Source organism: Lysobacter capsici, assembly GCF_018732085.1.
Taxonomy (GTDB): Bacteria; Pseudomonadota; Gammaproteobacteria; order Xanthomonadales; family Xanthomonadaceae; genus Lysobacter; species Lysobacter capsici_A.
Window position 1 is genome coordinate 775,452 of record NZ_CP076103.1, and the last position, 15,056, is coordinate 790,507.

10 protein-coding genes and 1 pseudogene are annotated in these 15,056 nt (G+C 67.6%); 6 read left to right on the forward strand and 5 right to left on the reverse strand.

The window, feature by feature from the left end; translation table 11 throughout:
- Positions 1-13 precede the first annotated feature (13 nt).
- From KME82_RS03155 to KME82_RS03180, 6 genes are all read left to right on the forward strand, one after another.
- Positions 14-1,939, forward strand: coding sequence for an N-acetylmuramoyl-L-alanine amidase (locus KME82_RS03155; RefSeq protein WP_215497241.1), 1,926 nt, complete (start codon positions 14-16; stop codon positions 1,937-1,939).
- 522 nt (positions 1,940-2,461) lie between these two features.
- Entirely contained in the window at positions 2,462-4,630 is a 2,169-nt protein-coding gene (locus tag KME82_RS03160; protein ID WP_215497242.1) for a SpoIID/LytB domain-containing protein, read from the forward strand.
- A gap of 68 nt (positions 4,631-4,698) precedes the next feature.
- Positions 4,699-5,466: a M23 family metallopeptidase gene (locus tag KME82_RS03165; RefSeq protein WP_215497243.1), complete on the forward strand. Its 768-nt coding sequence runs from the start codon at positions 4,699-4,701 to the stop codon at positions 5,464-5,466.
- Positions 5,467-5,629: 163 nt separating this feature from the next.
- Positions 5,630-6,556: a HEAT repeat domain-containing protein gene (locus tag KME82_RS03170; RefSeq protein ID WP_215497244.1), complete on the forward strand. Its 927-nt coding sequence runs from the start codon at positions 5,630-5,632 to the stop codon at positions 6,554-6,556.
- Positions 6,557-7,076: 520 nt separating this feature from the next.
- Entirely contained in the window at positions 7,077-7,289 is a 213-nt protein-coding gene (locus tag KME82_RS03175; RefSeq protein ID WP_036102375.1) for a cold-shock protein, read from the forward strand.
- Positions 7,290-7,504: 215 nt separating this feature from the next.
- Complete coding sequence (locus KME82_RS03180; protein ID WP_215497245.1) at positions 7,505-8,056, forward strand: DUF6630 family protein; 552 nt, start codon at positions 7,505-7,507, stop codon at positions 8,054-8,056.
- 201 nt (positions 8,057-8,257) lie between these two features.
- Here KME82_RS03180 and KME82_RS26985 read toward each other — a convergent pair.
- The 5 genes and pseudogenes from KME82_RS26985 to KME82_RS03200 all read right to left on the reverse strand — a co-directional run.
- Positions 8,258-8,332: pseudogene (locus KME82_RS26985) on the reverse strand (DUF6053 domain-containing protein); the annotation flags it as partial.
- Entirely contained in the window at positions 8,320-9,411 is a 1,092-nt protein-coding gene (locus tag KME82_RS03185) for a glycosyltransferase (RefSeq protein WP_215497246.1), read from the reverse strand. The gene KME82_RS03185 and the pseudogene KME82_RS26985, both read right to left, overlap by 13 nt.
- Positions 9,408-10,742: a condensation domain-containing protein gene (locus tag KME82_RS03190; protein ID WP_215497247.1), complete on the reverse strand. Its 1,335-nt coding sequence runs from the start codon at positions 10,740-10,742 to the stop codon at positions 9,408-9,410. Before KME82_RS03190 ends, KME82_RS03185 begins: the two co-directional genes overlap by 4 nt.
- A 127-nt stretch (positions 10,743-10,869) precedes the next feature.
- The gene (locus tag KME82_RS03195) at positions 10,870-12,492 is read right to left on the reverse strand and encodes an N-acetylmuramoyl-L-alanine amidase (protein WP_215497248.1); all 1,623 of its coding nucleotides are present in this window, start codon (positions 12,490-12,492) and stop codon (positions 10,870-10,872) included.
- Between the two features lie 412 nt (positions 12,493-12,904).
- On the reverse strand, positions 12,905-14,176 hold the full coding sequence (locus KME82_RS03200) for an MFS transporter (RefSeq protein WP_215497249.1): 1,272 nt from the start codon (positions 14,174-14,176) through the stop codon (positions 12,905-12,907).
- Positions 14,177-15,056 lie beyond the last annotated feature (880 nt).

The window sequence follows — 15,056 nt, forward strand, 5'->3', positions numbered from 1 at the left end:
GGGGAGGTTTGATATGAACGAATATTCCACTGCGCGCCGCGGGGCCGGTACCGGCGTGCGCACGCTGTCGTGGTCGCTGACCGTTGCCCTGCTGGCGCTCGCCGCGCCGTGGGCCGTGCAGGCGCAAACTCAGGCGGCGCCGGAAGACCGCGTGCTGGCCCAGCGCCTGCAGATCGAGGAATCGCTGCAACGCGTCGATCGCGCGCTGTACGCCGACTACTTCCGCCAGGCCTATGCGCGCTACCCGTCGATTCCGGCCGGCACCCTGGAATCCATCGCTTACGTGATGAGCCGCTGGCAGCAATTGCAGCCCGGCTCGGCCGCGGCCTACGGCGAACAGCACCAGCACATGCCGCGCTCGTACGGGGTCATGGGTCTGTACCACGGCGAAGGCTTTGCCGATCAAGTCAGCGAAGGCGCGCGCCTGATCGGCGTGCCGGCCGCGCGCGTGCAGCGCGACCCGCTCAGCAACATCCTCGCCTCGGCGGCCTTGCTCGATCGCGAACTGCGCGCCGACGGGGTCGGCGCCAAGTCGGCGGTCGAATCGACCCGCCCGGCGCTGGAGCGTTACGCCGGTTTCGCCGGCCATGCGGGCAAGAGTGCGATCCAGGATCACGCCCGTTCGAGTTTCGCCTTCGATGTGTTGCTGGCGCAGGACAAGGGCGTCAACGACCGCGGCATCATCGTGCCGGTGCGCGCGGTCGCCTGGGAGCGCGCCTTCGATGCGCGCAAGCTGGTGCAGCTGCGCGCGCCGTTCGTGCGTCTGGACGTGAGCCGCGATCGGGTCGAGGCCGGCGCATTGAAGGACGACGGACGCTTCGCGATCGATCCGCTCAGCGAAACCCTGCGCGCGCCGTCGCTGGCCGCGGCCGACGAAAAGAGCACCGACTACGGCCCGGCGCTGTGGGTCGCCTCGCCCTATCACTCCGCGCGCACGTCCTATGACTCGGTCACCATCCACACGATGCAGGGTTACTACGCCGGCAGCATCTCGTGGTTCCAGAACAACCCCAACAGCGTCAGCGCGCACTACCTGATCCGCAGCTCCGACGGCCAGATCACCCAGATGGTGCGCGAGAACCGCGCCGCGCATCACGTCGGCGTGCATAACAAGACCACGCTCGGCATCGAGCACGAAGGCTTCATCGACAACGCCAGCTGGTACACGGCGGCGATGTACAACGCTTCGGCCGCGTTGACCCGGCATTTCTGCGCGACCTACAGCGCGATCAACTGCGCGAGCGCGTTCAAGGGCCCGGCCGGCAGCGGCATCAACGTGTTGCCGGCCAGCGTCAAGGTCAAGGGCCACCAGCACTACAGCAGCCAGACCCACACCGATCCGGGCATCAACTGGGACTGGGCGCGTTACTTCAACCTGCTCAACCCGGGCAATCCGCCCGGCGGCGGCAGCGTGATCGACAGCTTCGAAAGCACGGTCGGGCATTTCGACACCAGCCCGGCGTATTCGGGCAGCACCACCGGCATCGCCGCGACTTCGCTGGCCGAACGCAACTGCACCACGCGCAAGAACGGCGAGTGCTCGCTGCGGCTGTTGCTGAAAGACGACACCGCCAGCGCCGATGCGTGGGCGGTGCGGCTGCTGTCGGGCAGCGGCAATCCGGGCAGCAACGCGGCCCTGACCCGCGCCAACGGCAAGGTCGGCTTCTGGGTGTTTACCGGCGCGACCGGCATGAGCGCGGCGATCGGCATCGACGACAGCGACGGCACCGAGCGCTCGGTCAGCCGCGCGATTCCAGCCAACACCTGGACCTATCTGGAGTGGAGCCTGACCGACGATGCGCAGTGGGACGCGTGGGTGGGCGGCGCCAACGGCGCGATCACCGCCGCGTCGGTGAAGCTCGACGCGGTGTGGTTCTACCGCGACCAGACCTCGTTCGATGTGAATGTGTATGTCGACGATGTGCAGGTGAAGAACTGAGGTTGCGCGCGCGCAGTTCGCCCGGTGGTGGGCTGCGCGCTGAAGTCATGAACATGAAAGCGATGGGGCCACGGTCAGCAGGGCCCAGTCCGGGCCTCCCAGGGGAGCGACGAATCGACGGATGCGATCGTCAACACGAATGCGATCGTCGCCGGCGCTTGGTGTTCGAAGCATTCCGATGCACGAGGTCTCTGTGGGAGGGGCTTCAGCCCCGACGCTTTTCGATCAGGGCCGATGTTGTTGCGATGTGATCTGAAAAAAAGCGTCGGGGCAATAGCCGCTCCCACAGAGACCTCGCAACTTCCGGGCGACTCGTGGATCGCGTCTTGCCACGTTGAACGATCAATACGACTCAATCCGTGATCCGTGACCGGCGGCGCGCCAGGCGAAGTTGCGACGCCCTCGACCACCCTCACTGCAACATCGCAAGCCGATCATCAGCGCCTCGTTCGCCGACCCAGTTCGATCCAGTGCAATACCCGTCCGACGCCCGCCCACCGACCGGCACCCAGGGGAACGCCGATGCACGACTCCAACCCATCGCCGTCGTCGCAGGACCCGGACAACGGCCGGCCGCATCGCGCGCGCCGCATGCCGACCTGGCTGGCGATCCTTGCGCTGCTGATCGCCGGCGCCGTGTTCGCGCAATGGCTGCGCGCCGCGGCCGCGCCCGCGACGATCGCCGCCGCGAGCCCGGCCGATGCCGCCCGCGCCGCACCCGCGAACCAGCGCAGCCTGGAGCTGCGCGTGCGCGACGCGGTCACCGGCCGCGCCCTGGATTCCAACCTGCTCGTGCATCCGCGCGGCGACGCCGCGCAGGTGCATGACCTGCGCGTCACCGGCCCGGGCGGCCGCGTCGCGACCCTCGCCGCGGGCGAGTACGAACTGGCCGTCAGCGCGAGCGATCACGCCAGCCTGAGCACGCGCGTGAGCATCGATGCCGCGCAGCCGTTGCCGCTGACGGTCTGGCTGCCGCCGTCGCAGCCATCCGACGCGCTCGATCTGCTCGCGTTGAAGGCCGCCTCTTGCGCGCGCTGCGCGGTGTTCAGCGGCCATGTCTACGACCAGGCCAGCGGACGAGCGATCAACGGCGCGCAGGTGCGCAGCAGCCAGGGCGCGCAGGCGAAGACCGACGATCAAGGCTATTTCGAACTGCCGGCGACCTTGCCGGCCGCGCTCAATCGCGACAGCGAAGCATTGCCGGCGACGATCGAGCTCAGCATCGCCGCGGCGAATCACCGCACCCAGCGCCTGCTCGGTCTGCCGCTGCTCAACGACAGCCGCCATCTGATCGTCGACCTGATGCCCGGCGCCGGCAGCGCGAGCGAAGATCGCAGCCACGTGCAGGCCCAGGCACGCCAGCGCGAGGACCAACGGCCGGTGTCGCCCGCCGATGCGGCGCGCACCGTCGCGGATGCCGAACGCATCGACGCCGACGCCGCGCTCGATCCGCGGCGCCCGGCCTCGCTCGCGATCGCGAAGCGACTCGCCGCGCAGGCCACGACCGTGCCGGTCCCGAGCAGCATCCGCGTCGGCATCAACTGCTCCGGCCGCTCGTGCAGCGCGGTCTCGGTGTATGCGTTCGAAGACTATGTCGGCCGCGGCCTCGACGAAGAGTGGATCCCGTCGTGGGACCCCGATTCGCTCGCCGCCGGCGCGGTCGCCTACCGCAGCTACGCTGCGTACTACGTCGCCCATCCGGTCAACAGCCGCTACGACATCTGCAGCAGCACCTCGTGCCAGGCGTTCAACGCCGACAGCGTGGCGGCGACGGTCGCCGCGGCCGCGGCCACCCGCGGCGTGCTGCTGACCCGCGACGGCCAGACCGCGGCGTTTAGCGAATACTCCTCGGAAAACAACGCCTGGGACGATCCGGGCGACGGCCTGTCCTGCGTCAACAACGACCTGAGCTGCGGCAACGGCCGCAACGGCTCGCCACGCAACAACTGGCCGTGCATCGCCGACGAAGTCGGGCGAGGCCGCGGCTGTTTCGGCCACGGCCGCGGCATGAGCCAATGGGGCAGCCAGCGCTGGGCCGCCAACAACGGCCGCGACTGGAAGTGGATCGCCAACCACTACTTCAATAACAACAACAGCCCGGCCGGCCTGCGCAACGCCTTCCTCGCCAACGACGGCGGTGGCGCGCCCGGCGGCGACGCGATCGTGTTCGATGCGTTCGAAAACGGCGTGGGCCGCTTCGACAGCGCGCCGACCCTGTCGGGCAGCACCACCGGCATCTCGACCGCTTCGCTCGCCCAGCAAGACTGCGGCACGCGCAAGAACGGCAGTTGTTCGCTGCGGGTGTTGCTCAAGGACGATCCCGTGGTCGCGACCGCCTGGGCGGTGCGCCTGCTGTCCGGCGGTGGCACCCCGGCCAACAATCTGGAGTTGATCCGCGCCGGCGGCAAGATCGGTTTCTGGATCTACACCGGCGCCAGCGGTCTGAGCGCGTCGCTGAGCATCGACGACAGCGACGGCACCGAGCGCGCGATCGCGCGGACCATCCCGACCGGCCAATGGACCTACCTGGAATGGGCGCTGGACGATCCGGCGCAGTGGAACGCCTGGGCCGGCGCGAGCAACGGCCAGATCGACGCCGTCAGCGTTCGCCTGGATGCGGTATGGCTGCTGCGCGAGCAGACCAGCTTCGACGTCAATCTCTATCTCGACGATGTACAGATCGCGCACTGAGTTGTTGTCTCGTCCCTACCGTCGCGCCGTCGGCAACGGCGCGGCCTCATCGATGGAGTGATCCCGCCATGAATCCACGCAATCGCACCGCCGGCGCCGTCGCGCTGTTCGCTTTCGCCGCCTTGTTCGGCACCGCCGCGCAGGCCGCGCCGACCTTCCAGATGCCGTTTCCCTGCGGCCAGGTCTGGTCCGGCCAGACCCGCACCAACCACAGTCCACAGAACTCGGTCGACTTCAACCGCGCCAACGACGAAGGCGACACCGTGGTCGCGGCCGCGGCCGGCACGGTCAGCGTCGTTCGCAACCTGGGCGACACCAGCTACGGCAAGTACGTGGTGATCGACCACGGCGGCGGCTGGACCAGCCTGTACGCGCATCTGAATTCGTACTCGGTCACCGTCGGGCAGAGCGTGGCGATCGGCAAGTCGATCGGCACGGTCGGCACCACCGGCGGTTCGACCGGCCCGCATCTGCATTTCGAAGAACGCCTCAACGGCAGCGCGCAGAAGATCAAGTTCAACGGCGCGCAGATCACCTACTTCGGCACCGCCAACTACACCAGCCGCAATTCCTGCGGCGGCGGTGGCGGCGCGAGCGGTACGGTCAACACCAACGGCACGCCGCTCAACGTGCGCTCCGGCCCGGGCACCTCGTACTCGGTCGTCGGCAGCCTCAGCGACGGCGCGGGCGTGACGATCCAATGCCAGACCACCGGCACCTCGGTGACCGGCACCTACGGCACCAGCAATCTGTGGAACCGGATCGGCAGCGGCCGCTTCATTCCCGACGCCTACACCTTCACCGGCTCGGACGGTCGGGTGGCGCCGGATTGCTGAGCGGCTGGACGAGGTTCGATCTCACCCCTCTGCGGTGCATCGCAGAGGGGATGGTCCGCCGCCGCCGCGCGCTGCTTTCGCAGCGGCGGCATCGCGGCGGCCTTTCATCGGTGACGCGCGAGGCGACCGGTATGCTTGCACCGCTTCCCATGCCGTTGGGCCGATGAACTTCAAGCACGCGCTGTCGATCGCCGTTGTTTCGGCCGTGGCCGGCGCCTTCGCCGGCGGCGCCTATGTCGCGCATCGCGCGCCGGCGGTGTCGGCGACAAACTCCGCGAAACCGCCGGCGGCCGAGACGGACGCGAACGCGCATCGCGTAAATGGCGCGCAGCCCCATTCGCCCTATCCCGACTATCTGTCGCTGGGCGGCGACGCACCGGTCAGCTTCGAATCGCTGCGCCAGCGCGCCAGTCGCGATCCGGCCTTCCTGCAAGGCCTGCTGCAGCGTTTTCGCAACGAAACCGATCCGGCCGCGCGCGGCGAGCTGCAGTCGCTGCTCAACGCCGTGTCCGGCGAGGAGGTGCTGCGCTTCGCGCTGTCGCTGAGCACGAGCACCCGCGCCCAGGACGAACGCGATGGCCTGGCCTTGCTGAGCGCCTACTCGATGGACCGCGCCGAAGTGCGCCAGACCGTGCTGGCCAAGCTGGGGCAGGGCGGCGATCCGCAGCGCCGGGCCGACCTGGTGGCGATGCTGACCCCGACGACCCTGCCCAGCGAAGACGCCGCGCCGGTGGTGGCGCAGCTGGCCGCGCTCGCGCGCGATCCCGACCCGGCGCTGCGCGCGCAGGCGGTGCTGCAGCTGGCGCAGTGGGACGACAGCGAGCAGACCGAGGACTTGCTGCATCGCGCGATCCTCGACCCATCCGCGCCGGTGCGGGCCAGCGCCATCGCCGGCGTGCAGGGCTCGCGCCTGCGCAGCGACCGGCTCAAGGAAGCGCTGCTCGACATCGCCGCCGACCCGGCCAGCAGCGCCGCCGACCGCGGCGCGGCGACCTTCGCCCTGCAGGACTTCCGCCTCAACCGCGCCGAGTACGGCATCTGGCGCCGCGCCCAGGCGCAGGCCGACGCCGACAGCGGCGAGGGCGGTTGAGCCGGGCGAACGGCCTGGCCGAGCGCCCGGCCCGGGACGCCGGGGTGCGCAGTTCGCGCTGGGGCGACCGGTTCCGCGCGGATTTGTCCCAAAACACCCGATCCGGCGATTCTGAATGCCGTTCAGACACATCGAATCGCCTGCGCCGCGTCGGCTTTGCCGAAATCGGTTTTTCGGCCGGCCGCCGCTGAATTAAAGCCATCAAAATCAATCGGCTAGGCGCGCGATCGGGGCTCGGAACGGGGCAAAAACGGGGCCAAGTCCTAAAGACGGATGTGCCAAACCGTGCGCCAGTTGTCGAATCGGCTGAACATCGGGGGCCCTTGCCAATTGATTTTCGGGTCAGACGCTACTACGGTGTGCGAGCTGAGTTAGTCAAGGGTCACCGTAGGCCGTGACCCGATGCCGTAGATCGTCGATTCACAGATCCACTCCATCGTTCCACCTCGCTTCCTCCTTGCTACCAGCCCCAACGCCGTGAAAACGGCATTCCAACACCATGTTTCAAGGAGTTAGCAATATGTCGGACGCTCGCGAAGTCGGTACCGTCAAGTGGTTCAACGATGCCAAGGGCTTTGGCTTCATCTCCCGCGAGAGCGGCGATGACGTGTTCGTGCATTTCCGCGCGATCCAGGGCCAGGGCTTCAAGAGCCTGCAGGAAGGCCAGAAGGTCTCCTTCGTCGTGACCCAGGGCCAGAAGGGCCTTCAGGCCGACCAGGTCCAGGCCATCTGAACCTGACGGTTCTGTGATGACCTCGCGACTCGCGGCGCAAGCTGCGGATCGCCAGAAAAGCCCGGCGCAAGCCGGGCTTTTTCGTTTCCGGCCGCGGCCCGCGCCGCCGCCGTCCGCCCGCGCCGACTTGTCGCGCGCAGGCGATTGACGCCGCCGGCTTTTCAAGCCGCGCCCCAGGTCGCACCATGCGCGCATCCCCTTGCGATGCCACCGCCATGACCGCACCCGACAACGAATCCGATTACGAAGACGACGGCTTCGACTTCACCGGTGACGAAAACGAGGAGCTCAGCCAGGAGGCGCTGATCTGGCAGCTGTTGCTGCTGATCAACCCCGGCGACGAGGACACCGCGCTGCAGCAGTTCTCGCGTTACCGCGAAGCGCGCGAAGGCGAGCAGGACGAGGATTTCGGCGAGATCGACACGCTCCAGGACGTGATCGACTGGACCTCGGGTTTCCATGTGGACTGGAAGGACACCGAGTCCTTCGTCGATTCGATCGCGGAGTTGGCCGCGCGCTTCAACCTGCAGGTGGACTGGGGCGTGGAAGACCCCACCGACGACGAATTCCTCGACGGCACCGACGTGCCCGAGCTGATGGCGCGCGCCCACGATCGCCTGCGCGAGTACGGCTACACGCTGTGGAACCGCTCGACCGGCGGCGACTCGTATGCCGGCTGGATCACCTTGCGCCGCGACGACGAGAACATGCAGGCGGTGGCGGTGGGGCTGGGGATCGATGTGCGGCCGGGTAGCGACGCGTATTGAGGGCGCGGGTGCCGCCCGATCCAGCAGAAGCATCGGGCGATCCGATCGAACAGCGTCGGGCCTGAAGGCCCTCCCACAATAGACTTCGCGGCCGCGCGAGGTCTTCCTGCCGATTTGCCGGTGGCGGCCCTGGTGATGGTTCCACCGATGACGGATATGGCCGTGGCAGATCCACAAAGCCATCGGCGTCGCCGCGAGGTCTTTCGTGGGAGGGCCTTCAGGCCCGACGCTCTCGTCCCAGCTCGCCGCAAACCCACCCGACCTCAATGCCGGCAAAACGCCGCGATCCGCGGATGCCGCTGCTCGAACGTCCCCAGCTTGCCGAACAAGCCGTCGACATAGCCCACCGCGATCGCCACCACCTTGCGCAGCTTGTGCTCCTCGCACACCAGCACGCAGGCCACCTGGTGCAAGGTCAGCAATTCGATCAGCCAGTGGATCGACCAGCGATCCGAATTAGAACGCAGCGCATGCACGGCATTGCGCGAAGCGTAATAACGCCGCCACGCCACATGGTTGCTGGTCGAGAAAATCCCGCGTTTGACGAACTGACCGACCTGCTGGCGCAGTTCCACCGCGGTGTTGATGTAGGTCGGCACGTCGTTGCGGGTCGCGCGCAGGCCGTATTCGATGTCGACGTATTCGATGAAGTAGTCCTCGCGGAACGCACCGACCTTGCGGTACGCGGCCGCCGAGATCGCCGAGCCCGAGGAAATCACGAACAAGGTCGGCACCAGCCCTTCGGGGTGATCCTCGATGCGTTCGGGCTTGGGCATGCGCGCGCGCGGCGAGAACACCGGCAGGTAGCGGCCGAGATTCACCTCGAACACCTTCGGCCCGACGATGAAGGTATCGCTGCCGGTGTTGGCGCAGGCGCGCATCATGCCGTCGAAGAAATCCGCGCCGAGCTGCGAATCCTGGTCGAGCAGGAACAGCACCTCGCAGCCGCGCGCGAGCAGGCACTGCGCACCCTGGTTGTAGGCGCCGGAAATGCCGCCGTGGTTGGCGTTGTGGATCACCTCGATCCCGGCCGCGCGCAGCCGCGCATGCAGCCCGACATCGGCCTCGGGCGAGTTGTCGACCGCGACCACGTGCCGGCAGATCGCGCGGGTGTCGTCCAGGTGGATCAGGTGCGAGGCGTTGGGCTGCCACAGCACGAAGATCACCCCAAAAGCATCGGGGTCAACGGAGGTCCCAGCGTAAGTGAAGCCTCTAGCAGAGAGTCCCGGCCCACCCGCGGCACGGTCCGAAGCGGCGCCGAGATCGCCCAGTCCTTCGCGCCCGGCGCCCGGCAAAACCCCATCGCCGCCACTCATCGCGGCCGTATCCACGCCATCGTTGCGATCCTCGCTCATGCCGCTTCCCGCACAAGCACCGCGTCGTGCGCCGGCGCGGCGGCGCCGCGTTCGCGCATCAGGCGGGTGGCGAACTCGCGCACGCGCGCGGCTTGCTCGCGGGTCAACGAGGCTTCGTCGCAGGTGAAGGCGAAATCCAGTTCGCCGGCATACCCCGACATCAGCACCGCGGTGGTCGAACGCCACGGCAGGCGCGCGGTCGGACTGAACACGGTCTCCACGCGGAAGCCCTGGTACTGCTGCGGAATCTCGATGCGGCCGATGTTGGACAAGGTGGTGTCGAACTGGTCCAGGTCGGAGCGGCGCTCGGCGATGAACTGGCCGAAGATCGAGTGCAGCATCTCCAGGCCGATGAAATATTCATGCACGTTGCGGGTGAGGCGTTCGACCCGCTGGTTGAGCCGGGTCTTGAACGCGCGCGCCTGCTCCCAAAAACCGGCGTCGTCGACCTGCTCGGGCGCGGTGCCGGTGTCGAGGGCGACGATCGTGCCCGGCGCGGCCGAGAACAAGCCGTCGGGCCGGATCAACGGCAGGAACTTGCGGATGTCGACCGGCGAGAACACCTTGCCGTTCGCGCTGGCGCCCTTGACGCTGCGGAAGGCCAGCGAGAACGCCACCGCGAGCGCGGCGAACAAGGTCACGCCCTCGGCGCGCGCGCGCGCGGCCAGCGCGGCGGTGTCTTCGCGCGACAACTTCCAGTGCAGCACGTAGAACTCGCCCTGCGGCACCGGCTTGCGCTTGCGCCGCAAGGAGAAAAAAAGCCGGAACGCGAGCGCCTTCCAGGCCGCTTTGCGGCGGATGCGGCGGTCGCCGAGGATTTCCGCCGGAAGAATGTCTTCCAGGCCGTTGAAGCCGCTCAGGCGGCCGATGTCGAGTTCCGGGCGTTCGCACAACGCCAGCGTCTCGCGCAGCAGGGTCATCATCGACATGCCGTCGCAGATGACGTGATGGCAGGCGATCAGCAGTTCGCCGACCGGTTCGCCGTGCGCATCGTCGCCGTGAATCCACACCGCGCGCATCAGCGGCGCGCGGTCGCTGGCGAAGCGGGTTTCGCGTTCGATGTGGGACTGATGCTGCCAGTCCTCGTCGCCGTTGCGTTCGACCAGGCGCAGCGGGATCGGCGCCGGATCGTCTTCGAGCACGACGAACGGCGGGTCGCCGTCCTCGATCGAGCAACGCAGCATCGGATGCTTGAGCTGGATCCGGTCGAGCGCGTGCCGCAGCCGCGCCGGATCGAGGCGGCCGCGGATGCGCGCGGCCTGGACGATGGTGAAGGTGGTGTCGCGATCGACGTACATGACGCGCTCGCAGAGCATCATTTTGCGTTTCATCGTGGACTCTGCAGGAGTGGGGGAGGGGTGCCGGCGAAGCGGGCAAGCGCCTGGCCGTTGTCGGCGCGGCGCGGGCCGCCGTTGCCGGTGGTCCGCGCCGCGACGGATGCTGCATGCGTCCGGGCGATCAGCAGTCCGGGATCACCGCGCCGTTGTTGTCGCGCGCTTCGTCGTTGCCCCAGCGGCTGAGGTAGTACGCCGATACCCAGGCGCCGGCCGGGCCGACGTCGAGGTCGGTCTTGAGCCAGTAGTGGTTGTAGCTGCTGCCCGAGCGCACTTCTTCGCCCCAGGCCTTGCAGTAGACGTAGTTGGTGCCCTGGTTGAGCGTGCCGACCGGAGTCAGCGTCGACGGCCACTTGTAGCCGGTGGCGTTGGCGAAGGTGTCGACCCAGTACTTGCCCGGCGGGTTGGGCGGCGTGCCGCCGCCGTTGATGAGGCCGTAGTAGTTCGACCACGGGAAGTACTTGCCGGGGTCGTAGCGGTTTTCGTTGCCGGTCAGCATGCCGTGGCCCTTGACCCGCACGCTGTCGGGGACCAGGTGATAGGTGTCGTACCCCGGCCCGCTCCAGGCGCTCGCGCAATTGACCCCGCGCCGCGCGCAGATGCTCTTGGTCAAGCGCGCCGAGGCGTTGACCATCGCCGCCGACCAGTTGCCGGCGTCGCCGGCGCGGCCGTCGTGCTCGATGCCGACCGTGTAGTAGTTGTGGTTCTTCGCATGCCAGGCCTGGTGATACTCGCGCACCATCTGGGTGATCTGGCCGTCGGACTTGCGGATCAGGTAATGCGCCGACACTTGCGCGCTGGGATTCTGGAACCACGAGATCGAGCCCGCGTACGAGCCTTCCATCGTGTGCAGGATCACCGCGCTCATCGCATTGGAGGCGGTGCTGTAGTTGCTGGAGCTGGCCGGGCTCCAGATCGCCTCGCCGAAGTCGACCGCCTTGATGCCGACATCGGTGGCCGGCGCGGCCTTGAGCGCGGGCGCGGCCAGATCGTTGGCGAGCGCGCGGTTGAGCTGCACGCTGTCGTCGCCGGCATTCATCAGCAAGGCCGGCGCGCGCAGCTTCTGCAACTGATTGGAATCGAATGCGCGTTCCAGTTCGAGCGGCTGCGGCTTGATCTGGATGCCTTGCTCGGCGACGCCGTGCTGCAAGGTCTGCAGCACGCCGTAGGCGAAGCTCTGGCGCGCGTAGTCGGCGATGCCGCCGTTGCCGGCGCCGTAACCGGCATAGCGTGCGAGCACCGGAGCGAGTTGCTCGGTCTGGGCGAGCGCGCGGCTGCGTTTATCGGGCGCGGTAGCGGCGAGCGCGCGATCGAGCAACGCGGCGGCGGCGAGGATGTTGCTTTCCGGATCGTCGATGACCTGCCGCGCGCTGCGGCCGATCAAACGCGCGCCGTCGCCGACCTGATCGGCGAAACCGCCGCCGTGGTACAGGCCCATGACGCCGTAGGAGCGCGGCATGTGCAGGTCGCGCGGGTTCTGCGCCGGGTCGGGACGCACATGCACCCAGTTGGTTTCGGCGTAGGCGATGGCTTCCAGCGCGCCGGCGGGCAGGTTGGGGTAACGCGCATAGGCGCGACGGAAATACTCGGGATACGACGCGCGTTGCGCTTGCGCGAGCACCAGGGCGTTGGTCTTGTCGAGTTGCAGGCGCAGCGTGTCGAGCCGGGTGCTTTCGCTTGCGTCGGCCACGGCCGCGCTCAACAGCAACGAGCAGCCCAGGGCTGCGGCGAGAGAGTGAAGATGCATCGAACGATCTCCTTCGTACGCGGCCGCGATAAAGCCGCGCGGTTACAAGGCAAGCATGGATCCCGTCCGTTCATTGTCGTGAGCGAGGTATCGCGTTACGTGATCCGGTACCGGAAACCGCAGCGGGATGACAGGTCGATTTGTGCCCGCGTTTCCACATCCGAGGTTTGATCGTGGGATTGCCGTTGGATTCACGCCGATGAATAGGTGCTGGGGGCGGGAATGGGGAATGGGGAATCGGAAAAGCGCTGGAAGCGCGGCAACGAAAAAGGCGGCCGCTGGCCGCCTTCTGGGGATCGTTTAAGTGGTGGGCGACTTGTCATCGCTTTGCAACCGCTGCTGCATAAGCCGGTTGCGCTGTCGTGCGAACCAACCGCCGACTTGCGCCAGGCAATGCACCTGCGCGATCGGACTACCAGCTGTCTTCCAGCATCCGCGGCTTGCACGCCATGCGCCCGCCGATCACCAGGATCACCAGGCAGGCGCCGAGCATCGCGAACGGCCACACCCAGCCGTGGCTGAGTTCGTGCAGCCAGCCGAACGCGAGCGGGCCCAGGCAACTGATGGTGTAACCCAGGCCCTGCATGAACCCCGACAGCGCGGCCGAGCCGGCCGGCGAGCGCGTGCGCAGATTGATCAGGGTCAGCGCCAGCGGGAAGGTGCTCGGGCCCAGGCCGATCAGGCCGACCCACACGAAGGTGCCGTGCATCGGCGCCAGCAGCAGGCCGGCGAAGCCGCCGAGATACGCGAGCACGCACACCAGCACGATCGGAAACGGATTGGCCACCCGCACCGCGAGCGCCGGCATGCACAACGCGCTGATCATGCCCAGGGTCGAGAACAGCGCGACCATGCTGCCGCCCAGCGCGGGGCTGCCGCCGGCTTCGATCAGCAGCTTAGGCAGCCAGGTGAACATCGAATAGGTGATCAGCGAGGTCATGCCGAACATCAGCGCCATGCCCCAGGCCACCGGCGAGCGCCACACGCGGCCGCGCGGCACGCTGGCGGCGAGTTCGGGCGCGGCGTCGCCGCCTTGCACCGCGTGGTCGTGGGTGCGCGCCAGATCGCGCGCCGGGCCGGAGCGGCCGCGCGCTTCCATCCACAGCACCGCCAGCCACGGCAGCGCGGCGGCCACCGCGACCAGCGACCACGAACCCAGCGACACGCGCCAGCCCGAGGCCTGCATCAACGGCACCGCGGCGAGCGCGGGCAGGATCGTGCCCAGTTGCAGCACGGTGATGTAGGCGGTGCTGACAGTGCCGACGCGATCGGCGAAATAGCGTTTGACCAGCGGCGGCAGCACCACGTTGCCGATGCCCATGCCGGCCAGGGCGAAGGCGTTGGCGAGCAACAACTGCAAGGTGTCGCCGACGAAGGCGCGCGCGAGCAGGCCCAGCGCCGCCATCGCCATCGCCAGCAGCGCCGCGCGTTCCAGGCCGATGCGGTGGGCCAGGGCCGGGGTCGCCACGCCGAACAGCGCGAACGCGGCGGTCGGGACCATGCCGAACACGCCGGTCATGGTCGCGCCGAAATCGAATTCGCGGCCCAGCGCATCGAGCAGTGGGGTCAGCGAGGTAACCGCGGTGCGCAAGGTGAACGCCGACAGCACGATGCCGGCGAGCACCCAGGCGCGGCCCTGCCACAGCGGGCGTGCGAGAGAAGAAGGGGCGGTGCTGACGCTCATGCGGGTACGGATTCACAAGGGGGAAGACGCGAAACGCACGAATCGCGCGAGGCGGGGCGTCGCGCGCAACAGGCGGATCGATGGGGCCGCGGCGCGGATCGCGCGGGCTGATGGGGCCTGCACAGTGTGCGCAGTGCGCGGTGAAGGCGCCAGGGGCGGCGGGGCAACAGTCAGTTGCGCGACCAAGACGGCCATTGCGGCAAAGCCAAGGGGCGCGATGGGCTTTGCTGAGCGCGGCGTTCATGCCGTCATGCCGGTCTTCGCGGGAATGACGAGCAAAAGCTGGGGCATGCCTGTCCAGTCGCGCCGCAACCCTGAAGACGTCATTCCCGCGAAAGCGGGCACCGCTCTACTTCGGCGTAGCCGAACATCCAGGGCTTCACCGAAGCATGACTCTGAAGTCTCTGGATCCCCGCCTTCGCGGGGATGACGAGCGAGAGCGCAGGCTCACGCCGGTCCATTGCGTTGACCCAATTGCGTCGACACCCTCATGACGTCATTCCCGCGCAGGCGGGAATCCAGGGCTTCACCGAGGCATGACTCTGAAGGCTCTGGATCTCCGCCTTCGCGGGGATGATGAGCGAGAGCGCAGGCTTATGCCGGTCCATTGCGTTGACCCAATTGCGTCGACACCCTCATGACGTCATTGCCGCGCAGGCGGGAATCCAGGGCTTCACCGAGGTATGACTCTGAAGTCTCTGGATTCCCGCCTTCGCGGGAATGACGGGCAAAAGCGGGGGCAGAGCGTCTTGTCGGGCTCAGTCGTTGGAATAAAAAGCGTCGAAACGAAAGCGGCTGCCGTCGCGAACGATCGGCAGCCGCTATTTTTTAAATTGAAGAACTAAGAACTAAGAACTAAGAACTAAGAACTAAGAACTAA

Bases quoted from the DNA above. Each gene is read 5' to 3' on its own strand.
- KME82_RS03155 (WP_215497241.1), top strand. From the start codon at position 14: ATGAACGAATATTCCACTGCGCGCCGCGGGGCCGGTACCGGCGTGCGC.
- KME82_RS03160 (WP_215497242.1), top strand. From the start codon at position 2,462: ATGCACGACTCCAACCCATCGCCGTCGTCGCAGGACCCGGACAACGGC.
- KME82_RS03165 (WP_215497243.1), top strand. From the start codon at position 4,699: ATGAATCCACGCAATCGCACCGCCGGCGCCGTCGCGCTGTTCGCTTTC.
- KME82_RS03170 (WP_215497244.1), top strand. From the start codon at position 5,630: ATGAACTTCAAGCACGCGCTGTCGATCGCCGTTGTTTCGGCCGTGGCC.
- KME82_RS03175 (WP_036102375.1), top strand. From the start codon at position 7,077: ATGTCGGACGCTCGCGAAGTCGGTACCGTCAAGTGGTTCAACGATGCC.
- KME82_RS03180 (WP_215497245.1), top strand. From the start codon at position 7,505: ATGACCGCACCCGACAACGAATCCGATTACGAAGACGACGGCTTCGAC.
- KME82_RS03185 (WP_215497246.1), bottom strand. From the start codon at position 9,411: ATGAGCGAGGATCGCAACGATGGCGTGGATACGGCCGCGATGAGTGGC.
- KME82_RS03190 (WP_215497247.1), bottom strand. From the start codon at position 10,742: ATGAAACGCAAAATGATGCTCTGCGAGCGCGTCATGTACGTCGATCGC.
- KME82_RS03195 (WP_215497248.1), bottom strand. From the start codon at position 12,492: ATGCATCTTCACTCTCTCGCCGCAGCCCTGGGCTGCTCGTTGCTGTTG.
- KME82_RS03200 (WP_215497249.1), bottom strand. From the start codon at position 14,176: ATGAGCGTCAGCACCGCCCCTTCTTCTCTCGCACGCCCGCTGTGGCAG.